The organism is Streptosporangium pseudovulgare (assembly GCF_014648055.1).
Taxonomy (GTDB): Bacteria; Actinomycetota; Actinomycetes; order Streptosporangiales; family Streptosporangiaceae; genus Streptosporangium; species Streptosporangium pseudovulgare.
The window spans coordinates 34,934-56,459 of sequence record NZ_BMQJ01000009.1; the positions used below are offsets into that span (position 1 = coordinate 34,934).

The 21,526-nt window shown below is 73.2% G+C and carries 20 protein-coding genes; 7 read left to right on the plus strand and 13 right to left on the minus strand.

Annotation, left to right across the window (positions count from 1 at the left end; translation table 11 throughout):
- Nucleotides 1-55: 55 nt before the first annotated feature.
- From IEZ10_RS18560 to IEZ10_RS18575, 4 genes are all read right to left on the minus strand, one after another.
- Entirely contained in the window at nucleotides 56-1,102 is a 1,047-nt protein-coding gene (locus tag IEZ10_RS18560; RefSeq protein ID WP_189247774.1) for a class I SAM-dependent methyltransferase, read from the minus strand.
- A gap of 30 nt (nucleotides 1,103-1,132) precedes the next feature.
- Entirely contained in the window at nucleotides 1,133-1,435 is a 303-nt protein-coding gene (locus IEZ10_RS18565; protein ID WP_189247775.1) for a hypothetical protein, read from the minus strand.
- 262 nt (nucleotides 1,436-1,697) lie between these two features.
- On the minus strand, nucleotides 1,698-2,561 hold the full coding sequence (locus IEZ10_RS18570) for a class F sortase (protein ID WP_189247776.1): 864 nt from the start codon (nucleotides 2,559-2,561) through the stop codon (nucleotides 1,698-1,700).
- Between the two features lie 15 nt (nucleotides 2,562-2,576).
- Entirely contained in the window at nucleotides 2,577-4,448 is a 1,872-nt protein-coding gene (locus IEZ10_RS18575) for a hypothetical protein (RefSeq protein WP_189247777.1), read from the minus strand.
- A 292-nt stretch (nucleotides 4,449-4,740) separates the two neighbouring features.
- On the opposite strand from IEZ10_RS18575, the gene IEZ10_RS18580 reads away from it, so the two are divergent.
- Nucleotides 4,741-5,886, plus strand: a complete 1,146-nt coding sequence (locus IEZ10_RS18580; RefSeq protein WP_189247778.1) for an acyl-CoA dehydrogenase family protein — start codon at nucleotides 4,741-4,743, stop codon at nucleotides 5,884-5,886.
- A 158-nt stretch (nucleotides 5,887-6,044) separates the two neighbouring features.
- Here the strand turns inward: IEZ10_RS18580 and IEZ10_RS18585 are convergent, their stop codons facing one another.
- Entirely contained in the window at nucleotides 6,045-6,569 is a 525-nt protein-coding gene (locus tag IEZ10_RS18585; protein ID WP_189247779.1) for a hypothetical protein, read from the minus strand.
- A 101-nt stretch (nucleotides 6,570-6,670) separates the two neighbouring features.
- Between IEZ10_RS18585 and IEZ10_RS18590 the strand changes: the two genes are divergently transcribed.
- Both IEZ10_RS18590 and IEZ10_RS18595 read left to right on the plus strand, forming a co-directional pair.
- On the plus strand, nucleotides 6,671-6,832 hold the full coding sequence (locus IEZ10_RS18590) for a hypothetical protein (RefSeq protein WP_189247780.1): 162 nt from the start codon (nucleotides 6,671-6,673) through the stop codon (nucleotides 6,830-6,832).
- 266 nt (nucleotides 6,833-7,098) lie between these two features.
- The gene (locus tag IEZ10_RS18595; protein WP_189247781.1) at nucleotides 7,099-8,055 is read left to right on the plus strand and encodes a TspO-related membrane protein; all 957 of its coding nucleotides are present in this window, start codon (nucleotides 7,099-7,101) and stop codon (nucleotides 8,053-8,055) included.
- Between the two features lie 337 nt (nucleotides 8,056-8,392).
- Here the strand turns inward: IEZ10_RS18595 and IEZ10_RS18600 are convergent, their stop codons facing one another.
- The 5 genes from IEZ10_RS18600 to pdxH form a co-directional block, all read right to left on the minus strand.
- A complete protein-coding gene (locus tag IEZ10_RS18600; RefSeq protein ID WP_189247782.1) occupies nucleotides 8,393-9,169 on the minus strand; it encodes an alpha/beta fold hydrolase in 777 nt (258 codons plus the stop codon).
- A 238-nt stretch (nucleotides 9,170-9,407) separates the two neighbouring features.
- On the minus strand, nucleotides 9,408-11,648 hold the full coding sequence (locus tag IEZ10_RS18605) for an ATP-binding SpoIIE family protein phosphatase (protein WP_189247783.1): 2,241 nt from the start codon (nucleotides 11,646-11,648) through the stop codon (nucleotides 9,408-9,410).
- Nucleotides 11,649-11,774: 126 nt separating this feature from the next.
- Nucleotides 11,775-12,476 carry an iron-dependent transcriptional repressor DtxR gene (locus IEZ10_RS18610; RefSeq protein ID WP_179819737.1) on the minus strand — a complete coding sequence of 234 codons (702 nt, stop codon included), beginning with the start codon at nucleotides 12,474-12,476 and terminating at the stop codon, nucleotides 11,775-11,777.
- A 159-nt stretch (nucleotides 12,477-12,635) separates the two neighbouring features.
- Nucleotides 12,636-13,883, minus strand: coding sequence for an MFS transporter (locus tag IEZ10_RS18615; RefSeq protein ID WP_229811398.1), 1,248 nt, complete (start codon nucleotides 13,881-13,883; stop codon nucleotides 12,636-12,638).
- A 58-nt stretch (nucleotides 13,884-13,941) separates the two neighbouring features.
- A complete protein-coding gene (pdxH, locus tag IEZ10_RS18620) occupies nucleotides 13,942-14,595 on the minus strand; it encodes a pyridoxamine 5'-phosphate oxidase (RefSeq protein ID WP_229811399.1) in 654 nt (217 codons plus the stop codon).
- A 170-nt stretch (nucleotides 14,596-14,765) separates the two neighbouring features.
- Between pdxH and IEZ10_RS18625 the strand changes: the two genes are divergently transcribed.
- Both IEZ10_RS18625 and serC read left to right on the plus strand, forming a co-directional pair.
- Nucleotides 14,766-15,872, plus strand: a complete 1,107-nt coding sequence (locus tag IEZ10_RS18625; protein ID WP_189247785.1) for a citrate synthase 2 — start codon at nucleotides 14,766-14,768, stop codon at nucleotides 15,870-15,872.
- A 162-nt stretch (nucleotides 15,873-16,034) separates the two neighbouring features.
- Nucleotides 16,035-17,150: a phosphoserine transaminase gene (gene serC, locus IEZ10_RS18630; protein ID WP_189247786.1), complete on the plus strand. Its 1,116-nt coding sequence runs from the start codon at nucleotides 16,035-16,037 to the stop codon at nucleotides 17,148-17,150.
- Nucleotides 17,151-17,264: 114 nt separating this feature from the next.
- On the opposite strand, the gene IEZ10_RS18635 is transcribed toward serC, so the two are convergent.
- The gene (locus IEZ10_RS18635; protein ID WP_189247787.1) at nucleotides 17,265-18,209 is read right to left on the minus strand and encodes a LysR family transcriptional regulator; all 945 of its coding nucleotides are present in this window, start codon (nucleotides 18,207-18,209) and stop codon (nucleotides 17,265-17,267) included.
- A 107-nt stretch (nucleotides 18,210-18,316) separates the two neighbouring features.
- On the opposite strand from IEZ10_RS18635, the gene IEZ10_RS18640 reads away from it, so the two are divergent.
- Entirely contained in the window at nucleotides 18,317-19,012 is a 696-nt protein-coding gene (locus IEZ10_RS18640) for an MBL fold metallo-hydrolase (RefSeq protein ID WP_189247788.1), read from the plus strand.
- 100 nt (nucleotides 19,013-19,112) lie between these two features.
- On the opposite strand, the gene IEZ10_RS18645 is transcribed toward IEZ10_RS18640, so the two are convergent.
- Together IEZ10_RS18645 and IEZ10_RS18650 are read right to left on the minus strand one after the other, a co-directional pair.
- On the minus strand, nucleotides 19,113-19,775 hold the full coding sequence (locus tag IEZ10_RS18645) for a response regulator (RefSeq protein WP_189247789.1): 663 nt from the start codon (nucleotides 19,773-19,775) through the stop codon (nucleotides 19,113-19,115).
- A complete protein-coding gene (locus tag IEZ10_RS18650; RefSeq protein WP_189247790.1) occupies nucleotides 19,772-20,899 on the minus strand; it encodes a sensor histidine kinase in 1,128 nt (375 codons plus the stop codon). The genes IEZ10_RS18645 and IEZ10_RS18650 overlap by 4 nt, the downstream gene beginning before the upstream one ends.
- A gap of 211 nt (nucleotides 20,900-21,110) precedes the next feature.
- Between IEZ10_RS18650 and IEZ10_RS18655 the strand changes: the two genes are divergently transcribed.
- Nucleotides 21,111-21,515 (plus strand): DUF6223 family protein, encoded by a 405-nt coding sequence (locus tag IEZ10_RS18655; RefSeq protein WP_189247791.1) that lies wholly within the window; start codon nucleotides 21,111-21,113, stop codon nucleotides 21,513-21,515.
- Nucleotides 21,516-21,526: the final 11 nt, after the last annotated feature.

The following is a 21,526-nucleotide window of genomic DNA, read 5'->3' on the forward strand; positions in this document are numbered from 1 at the left end:
CGACGCGGGCGGACGTGCGGCCCGGGCGGCCCGCGGCCTCCGCGGGCCGGGCCGTCTAGGGTCTGAGTTCCAGCACCAGGTTGACCGGGGTGGCCGCGGCCTCGCGCGCCCGGGTGAAGCCGGCCCGGCGCGCGACGGAGAGGAGCCGCTCCGGTCCGGCCTGCGCGCCCAGCACCTCCGTGCCGCCCTGCGATATCGCGCTGGGCACGCAGACCGTGGCGGAGGCGTTGCGGAAGACCCGCCCGACCGGGGTGAAGTCGTCGGGCAGCCTGCCGGTGGCGAACGGCTCGACCAGCAGCACGGTGCCGTCGCCGGCCAGCGTGGCGCGGACGTGCCGCAGCGCCCCCACCGGGTCCCCCATGTCGTGCAGGCAGTCGAACATGCACACCAGGTCGTAGCCGTTGCCGGGGTAGGCGGACGCCTCGGCCCGCTCGAACCTCACCCGGCCGGCGAGCCCCTCCCGCTCCGCCAGCCCGCGCGCCCGCGCGATCGACTCCCCGTGCTGGTCGAACCCGGTGAAGCGGGACTCCGGGTAGGCCGCCGCCATCACCAGCGTCGAGGCGCCGTGCCCGCAGCCGACGTCGGCGACCCGGGCGCCGGCCAGCAGCCGCGCCTCCACGCCGTCGAGCGCCGGGATCCATCTCGTGGTCAGGTTGGCGGCGTAGCCGGACCGGAAGGACCGTTCGGCCCCGCGGAACAGCGCCGGGTCGTGGTCGCCCCAGCCGAGCGGCTCCTCGCCCCGGTAGGCCCGCGCCACCTTGGCCTCGTCGCGGTGGACGGACCCGATGACCTCGGCGAACCCGACCATGAACGCCGGGCTGGACTCGTCGGCGAACACGGCGGCCTGCTCGTCGGTCAGCGTGTACACGCCGTCGGCGTAGTCGGCGTACCCGGCGGCGGCCTGGGCGGCGAGCCACTCGGCGACGAGCCGGGGGTCCGTGCCGGTGCGCCCGGCCAGTTCCTCCGGGGTGAGCGGCCCGGCCCCGGCGAGGGCCCTCCACAGGCCCAGCCGATCCCCCAGCATGACGGTCGCCGCCCCGAAGGCCGCCCCCATGTCGCCGGTGACCCGCTCCACCAGCTTCTGCAACCTGGACTCGTCCATCGGTTCCCCCGGATCTCCGGCGCCGCGCCGCTACGCCAGGGGGCCGCGGCCGGGACGGAGGCGGTCGACCAGGCCCCGCGCGTAGAAGACCTCCCAGGGCTCCGACCGGTCGGCCGTCGCGTACTCCGCGTCCAGCCTGACCAGCTCGTAGACGAGCCGGCTGCGGAGCGGTTCGGTGCCCAGCGCCTCCGGCAGCTCCGAGAGGTTGACCAGCCAGTCGGCGTACCAGTACGGCCAGTCGTCGTCGACGCCGTCGGTGATCCGGTAGACCCGGTGATGCGTCTCGGCCGCCTCGTGCAGGATCTCGCGGACCTGCTCCACCCGCCCGTCCATGCGCGACACCCCCTCCGGCCCCGCCGCGGCCCTCGGTCCCCGGCTCCCCGCCCCGGCCCGGCACGCGCCGCGGGCGGATACGGCCCCGTTCCCTCCAGGGTAGCGATCGGCCTTCTGACCAGCGGCGACGCCGTACGGCACCGCCGCGCCGCACGACATCGCCACGCTTGTACGGCGCGCGGACGGCAGGCCCGGCGTGCCGGTGCCGATCCGGTTCCGGCCACCCCGGTACGACCGCGTGTAGGCCACCTCGGCCCGGCGGTCAGCGGCGGACGACCTTGGAGAGGGTGGCGTAGACGATGATGTTGTCGGTGTAGTGGCCGATCCTCGGGTTGTAGACGCCGCCGCAGGTGATCAGGCGCAGGGTGGCCTCACCCGTGTTGCCGTAGACCCGCTTGGACGGGAACGCCTTCTTGCTGACCTGCTCCACGCCGTCCACGGTGAACTCCACCACGGCCTTGTCCGACCGCGACACCTTGATCGTGTCGCCGCGCTTGATCTCCTTCAGGCGGCTGAACACGGCGGGACCGCTCTTGGTGTTCACGTGGCCGAGGATCACCGAGGGGCCCTGCTGGCCGGGGACGGGTCCGTGCCTGTACCAGCCCGCCAGCTTCGGCTTGCTCAGCGGAGGGGTCTGGACCTCCTTCTTGGCGTCCACCCCGACCTGCGTCAGGGGGGCCAGCAACCCGATCTTCCCGATGGAGAGCTTGTTCGGCCGCACGCCGGCGGCGGTCTTGAGCGGCTCCGGCGGCTGGACCACGGGCAGCGGCGGCGGCGCCGTCGGGGCGGCGGCCGTCAGCGGCCCGTCCAGCCCGCCCGGCCCGACGGCCGCCGAGAGCGTCAGCGCGGGGTTCTCCTCCCCCGCCGCCGGCGGCGGGGGGTTCTGCGGCGCCGTGCCGGTCGCCGACTGCGACTCCGAGGCCCGGTAGTACTCCTCCTCGTCCGCCGGGGACAGGAAGGTGAGCAGCCCCGCCATGATCGCCCCGATCCCGCCGAGCGACCCGACCACGAGCAGCGCGGGCAGCAGCAGCTTTCGTGCGCTCCTGGGCGGGCGGCCGGCGCCGTACGGGTCATGGGGGTCGTGCCCGTAGGGTCCGGGGCCGCCGTGCGAGGGCCCTGAGTACATCCGGCGCCTCCTTACCTAACTCCGGTCGCGGGCGTGTGCCGCGCGCCGCCGTACGAGCACGACGCCGCCCATCCCGCTGCCGGCGAGCATGGCGCTTCCGGCGCCGACCAGCATGAGACCCGAGGGGCCGCCCTCCTCCTCGGGAGCCTCACCGGTCTGGGCGCCGCCCGAGGGGGTGATCGCCACCTGCGGGGTGGTGGGGGCGGTCCTGGTGGGGGTGACGGTCGCCGTCACGGTCAGCGTCGGCTTCGGGGTCGACGTGTTGCCGTTGGCGTTGTTGCTCTGGGTCGGCGTGGGCGTGGGGGTCGGCGTGGTCTGCGTGGGGGTCGGCGTGGTCTGCGTGGGGGTCGCCGTCGGCGAGCACGAGACGGTGGGGGTAGGGGTCGGCGTGACCGTCGAGGTGGGCGTCGGCGTGGGAGTGATGATGACGCATGTCGGGGTAGGCGTCGGGCTCCACGTACTCGTGTGTGTGTTCGTGGGGGTGGCCGGCGGGCACGTCGGCGTCTGCGTCGGGGCCGGGGTCAGCGTCGGGGCGATCGGCATCCGCTCCGTCGGCGGGTCGGTCGGCGTGGGCGTCTCCGGCGGGGTGGGGGTCCTCGCGGCCTTGTCGAAGCCCTCCGGAGCCACGTTCGGGTCATCCGCGACGGCGGGAGCGTCCTCCGTGGAGGTCGGTGTCGCGGTGGAATCCGGGGTCGCCGTCGGCGTGCTCGTCGGGGTGGGGGTGGGCGTCGGCGTGACCGTGGGGACGAGCGGCTGGTTCGTCGGGAGGCACGTCGGCGGGTTGGGGGTGGTCGGGCCGCCCGTCGGCGTGGTGGTCGGGTCTTCCGTCGGGCTCGGAGAGGTCGGCGGGGTGGTGTTCGGCGGCGGGGTGGTCGACGAGGGGTCCGAGATGACGACGTTCACCGACACCGGGTTGCTGACGATCTTGCAGGTGGCCCGGTGCGCCTTCGGCGGGGCGGCCAGCTCCCGAGTGATCACCCGGAACGCGTCGAGCTGCCCCCACTTGCCCTGCTCGTCGTTGAAGACCTGGATGGTGTGCTTGCCGTAGTTCAGCCCGCGGAAACGCCACAGGGTCAGCCCGCCCTTGCCGGCGTCGGTGGACGGGGAGCCGTCGGCCTTCTTGGAGGCGTCGACGTAGGCGGGGGTGGCGGCCTGGCCGTCGATGTAGAAGCGGACCTTCCCGGCGCGGTAGTCGCGCTGGGCGACGTACTCGATGCCGGTGCCGGTGAACGTGAAGGAGGCGGAGTCCTCCTTCTCCACGGTGCGGTGCAGGTCGCGTTGGTAGTCGTTGTGCTCGACCGGCTGGTTGTTCCTGTCCTTCCAGCCGCCCCCGGAGTAGATCACCCGGGGGTCGTCGTCGTTGACCATGACCTCGCCGGCCGGGGGCGTGAAGTCCACCACGATGTTCCGCGGCGTGACCTTGAGCGTCCCGGCCTGGTCGGTGTGCGCGAAGTCGGAGATCGCCTCGGGGAGCTTCAGGATGGTGCCCGGCTGGAGCTGATGGGGCTGCTCGACCGCGCCCACCGGCTTCAGGTTCCCGCTCCAGACACCCGACAGCGCCACGGTGCCGGTGGCGGTGACCGCGGCGCCGGGCGCGAAGTAGCCGGGCGAGCCGAACCTGGCGATGCCGAGGTAGCCGAGCTTCCAGCCGACGTTGAGCGGCTGGCCCACGGTCAGCGTCGTCGGCACCGACACCCGGGTCCGCAGACGCACCGGGCCGCTCTGCGCGATGCTGTCCGGACCGTCACCGGTGCACTGGTAGTCGACCACCAGCTCGGCGGTGTTGGCGCTCGCCTGTCCCGAGGGGAGCACGACCAGTGCCCCGCCCAGCAGACCCAGCATCGAGACCGCGACGGGCTTGCTCAGCCTGGACCGCCACCGAACCACCACAACACTCCGATCGCCGGGGCCGCTGTTTTGGGGCCACCCATAGCAAACCAAGGGTAGATCGTACGGTTTTCGACATCTTTGGCGCAGCGGGATCAGCGAATCCACAGGGGACCGTGGCGCAGTTGTGATGCGCCGTTCCCCGGGAGGACACCCGGCGGGAGCGGCGCGTTCCGGCCGGTCGGGGCCCGGACGGGAACCGCGCCGACGACGCCGGCCGGGCTGTACCGAGGCGACAACAGAATCGTATTCTGTTACGCAGACCCCAGGACCGCCCCGGGAGGATCCGTCGATGCAGCGAGACCTGTTCGAGGAGGAGCACCTGCTCTTCCGCGAGACCGTGCGCGAGTTCCTGGCCCGCGAGGTCGTCCCGCACCACGCCCGGTGGGAGAAGGACGGCATCGTCCCCCGCGAGGTGTGGAAGAAGGCCGGCGAGGTCGGCATGTTCGGCTTCGCGGTGCCCGAGGAGTACGGCGGAGCCGGCATCACCGACTTCCGCTACAACGCCGTGATCGTCGAGGAGATCATCGCGGCCGGCGCGTCCGGTCTGGGCTTCTCCCTGCACAACGACGTGATGGCCCCCTACCTTCTGGGCCTGACGGACGACGCGCAGAAGGCCCGCTGGCTGCCCGGGTTCGTCAGCGGCGAGCTGATCACCGCCATCGCGATGACCGAGCCCGGCGCGGGCAGCGACCTGCAGGGCGTACGGACGACCGCGGTACGGGAGGGCGACCACTACGTCGTCAACGGCTCCAAGACCTTCATCACCAACGGCATCAACGCCGACCTCGTCGTCGTGGTCGCCAGAACGGACCCGGACGCGGGCGCCCGGGGCATCTCGTTGCTCGTCGTCGAACGGGGCATGGAGGGCTTCACCCGGGGCCGCAACCTGGAGAAGATCGGCATGCACGCCCAGGACACGGCGGAGCTGTTCTTCGACGACGTCCAGGTCCCCGCCGCCAACCTGCTGGGCGGGCAGGAGGGGCAGGGCTTCTACCAGCTCATGGCCAACCTCCCGCAGGAGCGGCTGTCGATCGCCGTGGCGGCGGTGGCCGCCGCCGAGACCGTGCTGCGGACGACCATCGAGTACTGCAGGAACCGCACGGCCTTCGGCCGCAGCGTCGGCAGCTTCCAGAACACCCGGTTCGTACTGGCCGAGCTGGACACCGAGGTCGACATCGCCCGCCACTACGTGGACAGGTGCGTCCGGGCGCTCAACGCCGGGGAGCTCGGCGTCGTGGACGCGGCCAAGGCCAAGTGGTGGACCACCGAGCTGCAGAACAGGGTCATCGACCGCTGCCTCCAGCTCCACGGCGGCTACGGCTACATGCTGGAGTACCCGGTCGCCAGGGCGTGGATCGACAGCCGCGTCCAGACCATCTACGGCGGCACCACCGAGATCATGAAGGAGATCATCGGCCGCTCCTTCGGCTTCTGAGGTTCCGGCCGGCCTCCGGGCTTCCGGCCCGGAGGCCGGCCCTTCGGCTTCCGCACCCCGGTCGTCCGCCCCGGCGGGCGCCGCCGTCCCCCGCCCCGAGGTGGACGCGTCCGCTCCGGCCCGCTCCGGTTCCCGAAGCCCGCCCCGGCGTCCCCCGGTCAGTCCGGGACGATCTCCTCGATCCGCATGGCGAAGCCGTCCTTGACCGTGACCTTGGCGTAGAGGGACTTCCCCGCCTTGAGCGCCTTGCGGAGCTCATCCGTGGTGCACCGGTGCGGAAGCGAACCCTTCGTGCAGATGCCGCCCTGCACGTCGAGCACCTCGGTGAACGGCATGAGCTCGGCCTGCCGCGCGGCCTCACCCTCGGGGGCCACCGTGATCGCGCCGCTTCCCTGGAGCTGCACGTCCCCCACCAGGTCCCCGTCCAGCCCCCGCATGCCGGAGACGCTCGGCGTCGCGGCGGGCGAGGCGGTGAGCGTGGCCGTCACGGTGGGCAGGGCGGTGGCGGGCGGCTCCGAGGCCGTCTCGGGCGCCGCGGAAGACTCGGTCGCCGAGACGGCGGGAGTCGGCGCGGCCGACTCCCCGCCGTCACCGTCACCGGAGCAGGCGGTCAGACCGGCCGCGAGACCGACGGCGAGGACGGCGGCCGGCAGGATGCGCGATACCTTCGGTGAAGCGTTCATGAGGCGCAACGATCTCATGTGATCGCATCCGGCCGTTACCCGCCGCGTGATCGGCTCCGTCGACGCATACTGGTCTGCGTGGACTCCCTGAGGCGGTGGCGATGGACAGCGGGCTGATTCTGCTGATCTTCCTGGCGATCCTGTTCGCCTGGGGTCTCAACCGGGTGCGGCGGGCACTGCGGCTCGGCCCCGTCGGCTACGCCGGCATCGTGATCGTGTTCATCCTGGTGGTCCTCGCCCTGTGGGGCCGGACGTTCCGCTGACCGCGCCCGGACCTCCCGGCCGGTGATCGGCCCTGTCAGCCGGCCCTGCCCGCCGGCCGGGCGTTTCCGGTGGTCCGCCGTGCCGCCGGGACGGGCCGGCCGCGAGCCGGCCCACGCCGGCCGTTTCCGCCGCCCACCGGCCCGCGCCGAATGGGCGGGCCCGTCCGGGGAAGTGAGCCCGTCGGAAGGGCCATCGCGGCACGCGGGAACCCGGTCGACCGAGACGCGACACGTCTCGCCGGGCCACTCGCGGTGGATTCGGGGACATGGGAGACGGCATGCGGCAGGGCGCGGCACGGCAGGCGTTGACGGCGGGGGCGGTGGTGACCGGCCTGACGCTGGGGGCCACCGGGAACTACGGCGACGCGAACCGGTCGCCGTCGGCGATCGTCCCGCCCAGCCGGGCCTTCGGCATCTGGGGTCCGATCTACGCGGGCTCGCTGGCCTACGCCGCCTACCAGGCGATGCCGCGGCGGCGCGCCGACCACGTCCTCGGCCGCCTCGCCCTGCCCGCCGCGCTGGGCTACCTCGGCGCGGGCCTGTGGAGCCGCGCGCAGGGCACCCGGGCGTTCCTGCCCCTGGTGGGCGTCACCTGGGCGGCCGCGATGGCGGCCTATGCCCTCACCGGCCGGGACACCCCCGAGGAGCGGAAGTGGGCCGAGGCCACCGAGGGTCCCTTCGGCGGCGGGACCGGCTCCTGGGCTCCCATCGGGGGCTCGGGGAACGCCTCAGGAAACGACTCGGGGAACGGCTCGGGAAACAACTCGGGGAACGCCTCAGGGAACGGCTCGGGGAACACGGGCAGCGCGGGAGAAGCCGGGCGCCCCGGCACCCCGGACGCCGCCGGAGACGGTTCCCGCGGGGACCGCGGGCGGCGGGACGGGTGGCGCTGGGCGGTGCGGGAACCGCTCGCCGGGTTCGCGGGCTGGCTCACCCTGGCGTCGGCCATCTCGGTGCTCGACGGCACCGTCGACGGCCCCGCGACGGCCGACCCGCAGCGCCGCTGGGCGGTCCCGGCGCTGGCCGTGACCGGGGCCGTCGCCACGGCCGTGACCGCCGCCGGGCCCCGCTCGATCTCCTATCCCGCCACGCTGGTCTGGGGCCTGGCCGGCACCGCCGTGCAGCAGCGCCACCACACCGCGACGGCGGTGACGGCGGGCGCGCTGGCCGCCGTGGTCGCGGGAGTGGCGGCGCTGCGCAACCGCCGCCACGGAACCCGGTAGGGCCGGAGAACGCCCGTCCTCCCCGGGGTGGACCGGAACGCCCGGGGTACGCGTCATGCGTCCGGACAGGCTCCGGAGCCGGGGTGCGCGCCGTACGTCCGGACAGGCACCGGAAGCCCGGCCACGCGCCGTACCTCCCGACAGGCTCCGGAGCCGGGGCGAGCACCGTACCTTCCGACAGGCACCGGAAGCCCGGCCACGCGCCGTACCTCCCGACAGGCTCCGGAGCCGGGGCGAGCACCGTACCTTCCGACAGGCACCGGAAGCCCGGCCGCGCGCCGTACCTTCCGTCAGGTGCCGGAAACCCGGCCACGCGCCGTACACCCCCGGCGCGGGTTCAGCCGGAGGAGCCCTCCAGGATGACGCGGGCGACCAGTCCGGGGTCGTCGCTCATCGGCAGGTGCCCGCACCCCCGCAGCAGCCGCACCCGCTGTCCCGACCACCGGGCCGCCCGCACGGCCTGGCGCCGGGGCAGCAGCCGGTCGCGCTCGCCCCAGGCGATGGTGATCGGCACCTTCGGCGGGGCGGGCGGCATCGTCCACAGGAACGCGTCGAGGGCTTCGTCGAACCCCGGGGCTCCGGCGAGCGCCTCGGTGGCGGCCGTCATCGCCTCGGCGGGAAGCCGGTCCGGGTGGGCCGTCATCAGGCCCATCGCCAGCGTCCGGCCGATCCGGTGCTCGGCGAGGGGACGGGCGCGTCCGGCCGGCAGTTCGCGTGCCAGCGACCTGGCCGCCCGGAGCACCGCGCGGGCGTAGGCCAGCTCGGTACGGTTCCAGAACCCGGCCGGGGAGAGGGCGGTGGCGGTGCGGACCACCCCTCGGGCGGCGAGTTCCAGGGCGACGTAGCCGCCCAGGGAGTTGCCCGCGACGTGCGGCTCACGCAGGCCGAGCATCCCGCAGAACGCCTCGACCGCGTCGGCGAGCGCCTCGGGGGTGTACGGCGTGCCGGGCGGCAGCGGCGGTGAGACTCCGAAGCCGGGGAAGTCCACGGCGACGACGTCCCGCTCGGCGGCGAGACGGTCGAGCACCGGTAGCCACGCCTGCCAGTGGTGCCCGATTCCGTGCAGCAGGATCAGGGGCGGACCCACCCCGCGCCGTTCGAAGGCCAGTTCCATGCCCACGAGTCAAGCACTTCGCGCGGAGACCGACCAGCCGCCCGCGCCGTACCGCCGCCCCGGCGGAGGAGGCGACCGGAGGGCCACCGAGCCGGACGCCGCCGGGGAGGGTTCGGCGGCGGGACGGCGCTTCGGCGGGACCTCGGCGGACCGGAACCTCAGTGGACCGGGGCCTCAGTGGACCGGGATCTCAGTGGACCGGGGCCTCAGTGGACCGGGATCTCAGTGGACCGGGGCCTCAGCGGGTCTTGGTGGGGATCTCGAACCAGACGGCCTTGCCCTCCTTGGTGGGCCGTGACCCCCAGCGCCTGGCGAGCTGGTCGACGAGGTACAGGCCCCGGCCGCCCTCGTCGTTCTCCCCGGCGCTGCGGATCCGGGGAAGCCGCAGGTCCTGGTCGAAGACCTCCACCCAGACCGCGTCGCGGCCCCGGCGCAGCCGGAGCGTGAACTCCTTCTCGGCGGTGATCTCGTCGTCGAAGTCGGGGCCGTCGCCCCAGGACTCGTCGAACGACAGGGACGACAGCGAGGGGCCGTCCATCGGCAGCTCCCGCCGGGGGACGCTGGCGGTGGCGGCGTGCAGCACGACGTTGGTCACCACCTCGGAGACCAGCAGGCAGGCCAGCTCGGCGCGTTCTTCGGGGACGTTCCAGCCGGTGAAGGCGTCCAGCGCCATCCGGCGGGCCTCACCGACCATGATCGGCTGGGCCGGGAACGTGCGCTCCTCGACGTCGAGGTCGTCGGGGGCGGACCTGACCACCAGGATCGCCATGTCGTCGTCGATCTCGCCCGGCACCGCGATCGTCGCCGCGTCGGCGATGCGCTCCACCGACGAGCCGGACTCCTGGACGAGCCGCCTGCGGAGGATGTCGAAGGTCTCCTCCTCGGTGGGCGCCCGGCCGTCGGCGTCGCGCACCGGGCGGCGGTCCACGAGGCCGTCGGTGTAGAGGACGAGCGCGGCGCCCGGGGGCAGGGTCCGGGTCTCCTCCTTGTAGACCAGGTCGGCGTGCATGCCCTTGGCGCGGACGCCGAGGGGCTGGCCCACCTCCTCGATCTGCAGCTCCCGGCAGGCCCCGTTGTGCAGCAGCAGCGGCGGGGCGTGGCCGGCGTTGGCGAAGGAGAGCTGCCGCGACCAGGCGTCGTAAACGAGGTACTGGCAGGTGACGATGGGCGGGACGCTGACGTCGGTGCCGCTGTCGTCGCGCTCGGGGGTGGCGATGATGCGGGTCCACTCATCGAGCTTGGCGAGGATCTCCGCGGGCGGTTTGTCGTCCTGGGCGAAGGCGCGCAGCGCGGCCCGTAGCTGGCCCATGACGGCGGCGGCCTTGGCGCCGCGGCCCTCGACGTCGCCGATGACGATGCCGACCCGGCCCGCCGACAGCGGGATGACGTCGTACCAGTCGCCGCCCACCTGGGTCTGGATGCCCTGGCCGTGGCTGGCGAGCGGGGCCGCCGGGTAGTAGCGGACCGCGATCTCCAGCCCGTCGAGCTCGGGCAGCGGCGCGGGGGGCAGCAGGTACTTCTGGAAGGACTCGGCGGTGTGCCGCTCCTCCTCGAACAGCAGCGCGTTGTCCACGGCCACGGCGACGCGGGTGGCGATGGCCCCGACGAAGTCGCGGTCGAAGGCGTCGTAGTGCGGGCTGCGCCGGTCGGTGAGGTTGGACAGCCCGAGGTACATCAGCCCGAGGGTCTCGCCGCGCACGCACAGCGGCGCCACGATGGCCGAGGTCAGCCCGATCTCGGCGGACAGGCGGGTGCTGCCCTCGCCGGGGCTGGGGTAGTTGGTCTGCGCGAAGTCCTCGACCAGGACCGTCTCCTGGCGGCGCAGCGCGATGTCGGCGTAGTGGCCCGGGGGGTAGTGGATCTCGGCCCCGAGCGGCGCCCAGGTGTCCGGCGGCGGGCTCCAGCCCTGGACGTGGGTGGAGACCCTGCGGGTCAGCCGGTCGCCCTCCATCAGCTCGATGAAGCAGTGGTCGGCGAACTGCGGGACGAGCATCTCGGCGACCCGCTTGAGCGTCTCCTCGACGTAGAGGGACCCGGCGAGCCGCTCGCCGATCCGCTCCAGCAGGCCGAAGCGGTCCTTCTCCCGCTCGTTGCTGCGCATCGCCTCGCGGGCGGTGATGACGATGCCGCTGACCGACCCCGAGGGGTGGCGCAGCGGCACGGCCTGCGCCCGGACGTAGATCATCGTCCCGTCGCCGCGCCGGACGTCGAAGGTGCCCTCCCAGACCCCGCCCTTGAGGACGTGCTTGGCGAGCTCACCGGCGAGCGGGTGGTCCTTCTCCATGACGCCGAGGGAGAACGCCTGCTCCCGGGAGGCCGCGGCCGCGGGGCGGCCGAAGAGCCTCTCGGCGAACGGGTTCCGGTAGAGGATGTTGCTGAATCTGTCGGTGACGACCACGGCCATCTCGGCGTGGTCGAGAACGGAACCGGCCGTGAGGTGGTCGGCGGTTTCCGGTGAGAGATCCCCCCACCGCTTCATCCGGTGACCACCCCTTGAGGACGGGTGTGCGCAAAGCGAACCACGGTTGCTCCAGCTGCAGTCTCGGCCTGGGAGTGGAAGCGGAGGGGCTCCCCAGGGGGATCCAACCAAGCAGAGGGGCCCTGGTCAGCGAGTGGAGACGAAGACGTGCGCGGCGATCTCCCGCGGAAGCTCCGCAAGATGGTTCTCCGCCTCGTCGTCACCTGTCACCCGCACACCGTCGTCGCTCGCCGCGAGCGTTACCTCGCGTCCGGGTTGTATCCCAACTTGCTTGAGTTTAAGCATCACAGCCGGATCGCTTTGCACTTGTTCGCTAATTCGGCGGACGACGACGGGTATATCTCTGGGTCCGGCCAGCGCGGCCATCGACGGCAGCGACTCCCAGCCGTTCCCGGGGCCCTCGACACCGAGTTCGTCGAGGCCGGGGATGGGGTTGCCGTGGGGGTCCTCGGTCGGGTTGTTCAGCAGGGAGACCAGCCGGGCCTCCACCGACTCCGACATGACGTGCTCCCAGCGGCACGCCTCGACGTGCACCTCCTCCCAGGGCAGCCCGATCACCTGGGTGAGCAGGCATTCGGCGAGGCGGTGCTTGCGCATGACGCGCGTCGCCAGGGTGCGGCCGAGATCGGTCATGGCCAGGTGGCGGTCGCCCTCCACGCGGACGAGGCCGTCGCGCTCCATGCGGGCGACCGTCTGGCTGACGGTGGGGCCGCTCTGCTGCAGCCGCTCGGCGATCCGGGCCCGCAGCGGGACGATCCCCTCTTCCTCCAGCTCGAAGATGGTGCGGAGGTACATCTCCGTAGTGTCGATCAGGCCGTGTGCGGTCAAGGCTCCTCCGTCCTATCTCGATGCCTCGTCCATCACGCGACGTTCCGCGAAGGGCAACGCGGGACGGAAGAAGTCTCAGACCCCGACCCTATTGGGAGATCGAGTCCGTGGTGGCATAGGACGGCAACACCGGAGCATGTCCAATGCTTCCCGAACAGGTCATACCTCGCGTGTGCCCGCACGGTAACCCCTGAACGAGGGCACCGCCAGCCCCACCGCGAGTACGGCGAGCGCGCACGCGACCCCGCCGCCCACCCAGGCCCCGGTGGCGCCGAACCACGTGGCCGTGGCCCCGGCGCGCAGGTCCCCGAGGCGGGGTCCCCCGGCCACCACGACCATGAACACCCCCTGCATCCGCCCGCGCATGTCATCGGGCGCGTGCGTCTGCAGGATCGTCTGCCGCCACACCGAGGAGACCAGGTCGGCGGCCCCGCCGAAGGCGAGCAGCGCGACCATCGCCCACAGCGCGCCCACCAGGCCGGAGGCGGCGACGCTGAGCCCCCAGGCGGCGATCACGAACGTGAGGGCCAGGCCCTGCCGCCGGACCCGGCCCACCCAGCCCGACATCAGCCCGCCGACGACCGAGCCGATCGCCATGCTCGCCGACAGCCAGCCGAACGCGATCGGGGAGTCGCCGAACCGCTCGGCCACGACCTGGGGGAACAGCGCCCGGGGCAGGGCGAAGGCCATGGCGATGATGTCCACGACGAACGACATCATCACGATGGGGTGGCCGGAGACGTAGCGCAGGCCGTCCAGGACCGACCGGAGGCCGGGGCGGGCCACCTCGCCGAGCGGCGCCAGGCGCGGCAGCCGCAGCGCGGCGTAGAAGCCGGCGGTGAACAGCACGGCGTCGGCCAGGTAGGCGGCGGCGAGGCCGCCCTGGGCGAGCACGACCCCGGCGACCAGCGGGCCCACGACGCTGCCGAGACCGCCGGCGAGGTAGTTGAGCGTGTTGGCGGCCGGGACCATCTCGGCCGGGATCAGCCTGGGGATGATCGCGCCGCGGGTCGGGCCGGTGATGGCGAAACCGGTGGCGTGCACGGCCGTGGTCGCCAGCAGCAGCCCGACGTTCGCGGCGCCGAGGGCGGCCTGGGCCAGCAGGGCGAGCGTCGCGGCCCAGGCGATGACCGATCCGGTCAGCAGCAGCCTGCGCCGGTCCACGGCGTCGGCGACGGCGCCGCCCCACAGCCCGAAGACGATCAGGGGGATGAGGTTGGCCGGGCCGAGCATGCCGACCCAGAACGAGGAGGAGGTGATGTCGTAGATCTGGGCGCTGACGGCCACCGCGGTGAGCTGGAAGCCGATGAACGACACGCCCTGGCCGGCCCAGAGCCGCCGGAAGGCCGGGACGGCGAGCGGACGGGTGTCCACCGCGAGCCGCCGCACCATGTCCCCGAACGCCACAGCTCCCCCTCTTCAAGACTGATACATGCGGATATATCAGTAACAAGGGAGTAATGCGTCAGGGGGCCAGGCGTTCCACGACCCATCCGCCACCCGCGCGCCGGTACCGCAGGCGGTCGTGCATCCGGGAGATCTGGCCCTGCCAGAACTCCACCTCCACCGGCGCGACCCGGAACCCGCCCCAGAAGTCGGGCACCGGCGGGTCCTCCGGCCAGCGCGCGGCCAGCTCGGCGTAGCGGACGTCGAGCTCCTGCCGCGAGCCCACCACGGCGGACTGCCGCGACGCCCAGGCGCCGATGCGCGAGCCGTAGGGGCGGGAGCGGAAGTAGGCGGCGGACTCCTCGCGCGCCAGCCGCGTCACCGTGCCCTCCACCCGCACCTGGCGGCGGATGGGGTGCCAGGGGAACAGCAGGCTGGCCCGTGGGTTCTCCCGCAGGTCGCGGCCCTTGCGGGACTCGTAGTTGGTGTAGAAGACGAACCCGTGCTCGTCGTAGCCCTTCAGCAGCACGGTGCGGGCCGTCGGCAGCCCGCCCGCCGAGCAGGTGGCGAGGATCATGGCGTTGGGTTCGGGGAGCCCGGCGTCCAGGGCCTCGCCGAACCAGATGGTGAACTGCGTCACGGGGTCGGGCGCGAGGTCGCCCTCCGTCAGGGGAGCGCCCTCGTAGGTACGGCGAAGGCCCGCGAGCGATGGCGGGCGCGATGTGGCATCCACGGTTCGGTATTCTCCCGTGGTTGACAGCAAGAGCATGCGCGCGCCCCCTACCTGGGACGATCGCGTTCCGGTGGGTCCGGGGCCACACCACTCTCCCCCACAGGGTTGAATATGACCCGCCGGTATCTCGACATCAAGGCTTTGACTTCAAGAAAGGGAGGCGGCCGAGAATGTCCGACTTCAAACCCGGGCTCGAAGGCGTCGTAGCTTTCGAGACGGAGATCGCGGAACCGGACAAAGAAGGGGGCGCCCTTCGCTACCGGGGCGTCGACATCGAAGAGCTGGTCGGTCGCGTCTCCTTTGGACACGTGTGGGGCCTGCTGGTCGACAACAAGTTCCAGCCGGGCCTGCCCCCGGCTGAGCCGTACCCCATTCCTGTCCACTCCGGTGACATCCGCGTCGACGTGCAGAGCGCGCTGGCCATGCTGGCCCCCGCGTACGGCTTCAAGCCGCTGCTCGACATCGACGACGCCGAGGCGCGCGACAACCTCGCGCGCGCCAGCGTGACCGCCCTCAGCTTCGTCGCCCAGTCGGCGCGCGGCCTCGGCCAGCCGATGGTCCCGCAGAAGCGGGTCGACGAGTGCGACAGCATCGTCGAGCGGTTCATGACCCGCTGGCGGGGCGAGCCCGACCCCAGCCACGTCAAGGCCATCGACGCCTACTGGGTCTCGGCGGCCGAGCACGGCATGAATGCCTCCACCTTCACCGCCCGCGTCATCGCCTCCACCGGCGCCGACGTCTCGGCGGCGCTGAGCGGCGCCGTCGGCGCCATGTCCGGTCCGCTGCACGGCGGCGCCCCGGCGCGCGTGCTGCACATGATCGAGGGTGTCGAGCGGGTCGGCGACGCCAAGAAGTACGTGCAGTCCGAGCTCGACAAGGGCCAGCGCCTCATGGGCTTCGGCCACCGCGTCTACCGCGCCGAGGACCCCCGCGCCCGCGTGCTGCGCCGTACGGCCAAGGAGCTGAACGCGCCGCGCTACGAGGTCGCCGCCGCGCTGGAGAAGGCCGCGCTGGAGGAGCTGCACGCCCGCAAGCCCGACCGGGTGCTCGCCACCAACGTCGAGTACTGGGCCGCGGTCATCCTCGACTTCGCCGAGGTCCCCTCCAACATGTTCACCTCCATGTTCACCTGCGCCCGCACCGCGGGCTGGGCCGCCCACATCCTGGAGCAGAAGCGCACGGGCAGGCTCGTCCGCCCCAGCGCCGACTACGTGGGCCCGGCGCAGCGTTCGATCAACGACGTCCCCGGCGCCGCCGAGGTCATCGGCTCCGTCTGAGCCGCCGCGGCCGGACCCGGCTCCCCTGCCCGGTCCGGCCGGCCCTCCCCCGTGGCCGCCGCGCGATCCCCTCGCGCGGCGGCCGTTCCGCTTGTCAGACACGAATGTCTCATCATGCGGACCTCGTACGAGTCAGGCGGTCCGGCTCAGTAGGCTGACGGGGTGGCTGACATCGTGATTCCCACTGACATCAAGCCCGCCGACGGCCGTTTCGGCTGCGGGCCCTCGAAGGTGCGCCCCGAGCAGCTGTCCGCTCTGGCCGCCTCCGGATCGGCTCTGATGGGCACCTCCCACCGCCAGAAGCCGGTCAAGTCGCTCGTCGGGCGGGTGCGCGCGGGCCTTTCGGAGCTGTTCTCCCTGCCCGAGGGGTACCAGGTCGTCCTCGGCAACGGCGGCACCACCGCGTTCTGGGACATCGCCGCCTTCGGACTCGTCCGGGACAGGTCGCAGCACCTGCACTTCGGCGAGTTCTCCTCCAAGTTCGCCGCCGTCACCGCCAGGGCGCCCTGGCTGGGCGACCCGACGGTGATCAAGTCCGAGCCCGGCAGCCATCCGCAGGCCCGCACCGAGGAGGGCGTGGACGTCTACGCCCTCACCCACAACGAGACCTCCACCGGTGTCGCCATGCCGATCCGGCGGGTGGGCGAGGAGGACTCGCTGGTCCTGGTGGACGCCACCTCCGGCGCCGGCGGCCTGCCCGTCGAGGCGGGCGAGTTCGACGTCTACTACTTCGCGCCGCAGAAGAGCTTCGCCTCCGACGGCGGCCTGTGGATCGCCCTGATGTCCCCGGCCGCGCTCGCGCGGGTCGAGGAGATCTCGGCGAGCGGCCGTTACGTGCCCGACTTCTACAGCCTGCCGACGGCGATCGACAACTCCGTCAAGGACCAGACCTACAACACCCCGGCGGTCGCCACGCTGTTCCTGCTCGCCGAGCAGATCGAGTGGATGAACGGCAACGGCGGCCTGGCCTGGACGACCGCCCGCTCGGCCGAGTCGGCCCGCCGCCTGTACACCTGGGCGGAGAAGACCTCCTACACCACCCCGTTCGCGGGTCCGGAGTTCCGCTCCAACGTGGTCGGCACCATCGACTTCGCCGACGAGGTGGACGCCGCGCAGGTGGCCAAGGTGCTGCGCGCCAACGGCATCGTCGACACCGAGCCCTACCGCAAGCTCGGCCGCAACCAGCTGCGCATCGCGATGTTCCCGGCCATCGACCCCGACGACGTCGAGGCTCTGACCGTCTGCATCGACCACGTGGTCGAGCGCCTCAAGCCGTAAGCCGTACCCGGCCGGTCCCGCGCCGGGCGGTCCGCGTCCGGCGGTCCCGGCGCGGGCCGTCCGGACCGGGGGCGGCCGGGCACGGGCCGTCCGAGCCGGCCACGCCCGGGGCGCTCACGCCCCCGGCGGCAGGAAGTCGACGTCGGGCAGCCAGCGGCACGGGTCCGACGGCTCGGGGAGGACCGGGCGGGGCAGCCGGTCCAGTAGCGCCCGCAGCGACGGACGCCGGTCGCGCCGGTGCCAGACGACCGACCAGGGCATCAGGATCTCCGGCTCGACGATCGGGATCCTGCGCAGGCCGCTGCCCGCGGCGTCGATGCTCATCTCGCCGAGGCCGACCGCGGCCTTCTCACGGAGGAACTGCTCGACGAGATGGCTCTGCCCGACGGCGGGCTCGGTGAACCGCAGCGGGACGCCGAACCGCTCGGCGAGCCGTTCCAGATAGCCGCGCCACTCCGCGGCGCCCACCGGGTCGGGCATCGCGATCCCCGCCTCGCGCAGGTCGGCGGGTCTCAACGCGGCGCGCCCGGCCAGCCGGTGGTCCTCCGGGACGAACGCGTGCAGCGGCTCCAGCCGCACCAGACGGTGGACCAATTCGCCGGGCCAGGGTGCGGGCAGGTCATGGACGCGGCCGAACGCCGCGTCGATCTCCCGCCTGCGCAGGGCGGGCAGCGCCACGGCCAGCCCCTGCCGCATGCTCGGCTCCACCCGCAGCCCGGGGTCACGCTCGACCGCCCGGCGCACCATCCGCAGCGGGGTGAACCGCTCGTCGTACACGTCGACGCGGAGTGGGTCGGGCGCCGCGCGGGCCTCACGGACGGCCGCGTCGAAGGCCTCCAGCGCGGCGACGGCCAGGGGCAGCAGGCGCCGCCCGGCCGCGGTCAGCTCCACGGCGCGGGTGGTCCGTTCGAACAGCGGCGTGCCCAGCGCCTCCTCCAGCCGGCGGACGCGCTTGGACAGTCCCTGCTGGCTGAGGAACAGCCGCGCGCTCGCCCGCCCGAAGTGCAGTTCCTCGGCGGTGACGGCGAATGCCCGCATGCCCTGGATGTCCGCGTCCATCGCAGCAGCATTCATTGACAACCCGGGGTTGTCAATGCGGTCCCGTCCGCTGTTGGACGCACCCACCGGGGAGCGGATTGGCTGGTCCACGACCGAAAGGACCCGCAATGAAGATCGTTGAGGTGCTGCCCCGGCTGCACATGCTCCTGCCGGACTTCGGGCAGGCGTACCTGTGGGACGACGGGGGCTCGCTGACGCTCGTGGACGCCGGGATCGCCGGCTGCGGTGAGGCCGTCGCCGAGGCCGTCGGCCGGCTCGGCTTCCGCAGGGAGGACCTGCGGCGGATCGTGCTGACCCACTTCCACGAGGACCACGCGGGCGGGGCGGCCGAGATCAGCGCCTGGGGGGACGCCGAGGTGCTGGCGCACCGGCTGGAGGCCCCGATCATCCGGGGCGAGGTGCAGGGCCCGCCGCCGGACTTCACCGACGAGGAGCGCGCCCTGCACCGTAGCCTGGGCGCCCACCTGCTCCCCCCGGCGCCGCCCTGCCGGGTGGACCGCGAGCTGACCGACGGCGACGTCGTCGGCTTCGGCGGCGGCGCACGGGTGATCGCCACCCCGGGCCACACCGGCGGCAGCCTCGCCCTCCACCTGCCCGAGCACGGCGTGCTGTTCACCGGTGACACCGTGGCGCACGTCGAGGGCCGGGTCATGCCCGGGGTGTTCAACCTCGACCGCGACGAGACGCTGCGGTCGTTCCGCGGGCTCGCCGGCCTCGACGTTCAGGTCGCCTGCGTCGGCCACGGCGAGCCCGTCATGGACGGCGCCGGGGCCGCGCTGCGCGCCGCCGCGGCCGCCCTGTGACGAGCCTCCCGGTGCGACGCGGGGCGGTGAGGGGGAGCCGCCGGGAGCCGCGCGGGACCACCCGCTCCGGCCCGCTTCTCCCGGTGCCGGGGCGAAGCCGTCAGGAGTCTCGCGGGACCACCAGGCCGGACTCGTAGGCGAGGACCACGAGCTGGGCGCGATCGCGGGCGTGGAGCTTCGCCATGGCGCGGTTGACGTGGGTCTTCGCGGTCGTCGAGCTGATCACCATGTGGTCGGCGATCTCGTCGTTGGACAGGCCCCGCGCGACCAGGGCGACGGCCTCGCGTTCGCGGTTGGTCAGCTCCTTCAGCGCCGTGCCGGCGTCGGTGCGGAGAGGCTGGGAGACGTACCGGTCGATCAGCCTGCGGGTGATCGACGGAGCGAGCAGGGCGTCGCCGCGCGCGGCGACGCGTACGGCGTGGAGGAAGTCCTCCGGCTGGATGTCCTTGACGAGGAAGCCGGCCGCGCCGGCGCGCAACGCGTCGAAGACGTGCTCGTCGAGGCCGTAGTTGGTCAGGATGACGACGTGCACCCGGGCCAGGGCCGGGTCTGCGGCGATGCGCCGGGTCGCCTCGATGCCGTCCATGACCGGCATCCGGACGTCGACGAGCGCGATGTCGGGCAGGTGCTTCCTGGCCAGCGCCAGGGCCTCACCCCCGTCGCCGGCCTCGGCCACCACCTCGATGTCGTCCTCCAGGTCGAGGAGCGCACGGAACCCACTGCGGATGAGCGGCTGGTCGTCGGCCAGCAGAACACGGATCATGACGTCCCGTCCACGGGGATTTCGGCCTGCACGGTGAAGCCGCCCTCGCCGCGCGGCTCCGCGCGGAGACGGCCGCCGAGGGCGGTGACCCGCTCGCGCATCCCGAGCAGCCCGACGCCGGGCGCCGGGACGTCCTCCGGCGTGGCCCTGCCGTCGTCGTCGACCCGTATGGCCAGGGTGCCGGGACGGTAGTCGATGCGGACCGACGCCGTCGCGGCGGCGGCGTGACGGGCGACGTTGGTCAGCGACTCCTGGACGATCCGGTAGGCGGTCCGGTCCACCGCGGCCGGCACGTCATGCCGCCGCCCCTCGACCGTCAGCTTCGCGTCCAGGCCGGTCGTCCGGGCGCGCTCCACCAGTTCCGGGACGTGGTCGAGCCCGGGCGGCGGGCTCTTGGCGTCGTCGCGCAGCACCTCCAGGGTCGCGCGCAGTTCCCGGGCCGCCTCGCGGCCGGCCTCCCGGATCGCCAGCAGGGCCTCCGGCACCTGCTCACCCCGTCTGCGGGCCACGTGGACGGCGGCCTCGGCCTGCACCTTGATGACGGAGATCTGGTGGGTGAGCGAGTCGTGCAGCTCCCGCGCGATGTGCAGCCGCTCCTCGTCGGCGCGGCGCCGCGCGGTCTCCTCCCGGGTGCGCTCGGCCTCCTCCGCCCGCCGTTCGGCCTGCCGCAGCGCCTCACCCGCGGCGCCGGCCGCGATCAGCCAGGCCATCTCCAGGGCTCCCCGGGCCTGCGCGAACGCCTCGCCCGTGTCGTGCAGGCCCGAGGCCAGGGCCGCGAGGGGCAGCAGGGCCAGCACGGCCACGCTCGCCGCCACCGTGACGGTACGGTGTCCCGCCCGCACGGCGGCGTACACCGCGAACAGGTACGGGACGGCCGGCACGTCGAAGCCGGCCGCCTGGTAACCCACCACGCACAGCCCGGTGACGGCCAGCACGGGAACCGGAGCCCGGCGGCGCGCGGCCAGCGCCAGGCCGCCGGCCGCCAGCAGCGCGTAGCCGAGCAGGTCGGGGCCCGTGGCGGAGTGCCGCCCGGCCAGTCCGGTGACCAGCAGCGCCGCCGCCATGCCGACGGCGATCGCCCAGTCCATGACATCTGCCCGGATACCGGACCGTCCTGCGCTCATGCGCGCACCTTAGCCCGATGTCCGCGCGGACGACTCCTGCGTACGGATGACCGTCCGGCTACCGCGCCCGCGGTACCTCCACGGCTCCCGCTGCGTCCGCGGCAGTCGGCTGCGGCGACGGCGGCAGCGCGGATTGTCCGCGTCCGCCGGACGACCGGCGGCGGGTCCGGCGGGCATGATCGGCGACGTCCGATCCTGTGAGGAGCACTTCATGTCGTCCGTCCGTCACCTGCTCGCCACCGCCGAAGCCGCCCTGAGCGGAGGTCCCGGGCATGCCGCACCGGTGTCCGCGCACGTCCTGGCCCAGCCGGCCACCGTCGGCTACTTCACCACCGGGCGTATCTGGGCCCTGGTCAGCATCGCGCTGGTGCTGGCCGGCGTGGTCATCGGGTGGCTGGCCCTGCGCGCCGCCGGCCGTACCGGCCGGCAGAAGGCCGTCGCGGCCATGGCGTCGGGGCTGGCCGGCACGGTCATGGGCGGCCTGGTCGTGGTCAACTCCGAGGGCGGTCCCGGCACCGGCGGCGGGATCGTCGGGGGCTACCTGGCCCTGGCACTGGGGGTCGCCGCCATGATCCTCGGCTGGCGGGCCCTGGCCCGCTCCCGCCGCACCGCCTGACCGGCCCGGAC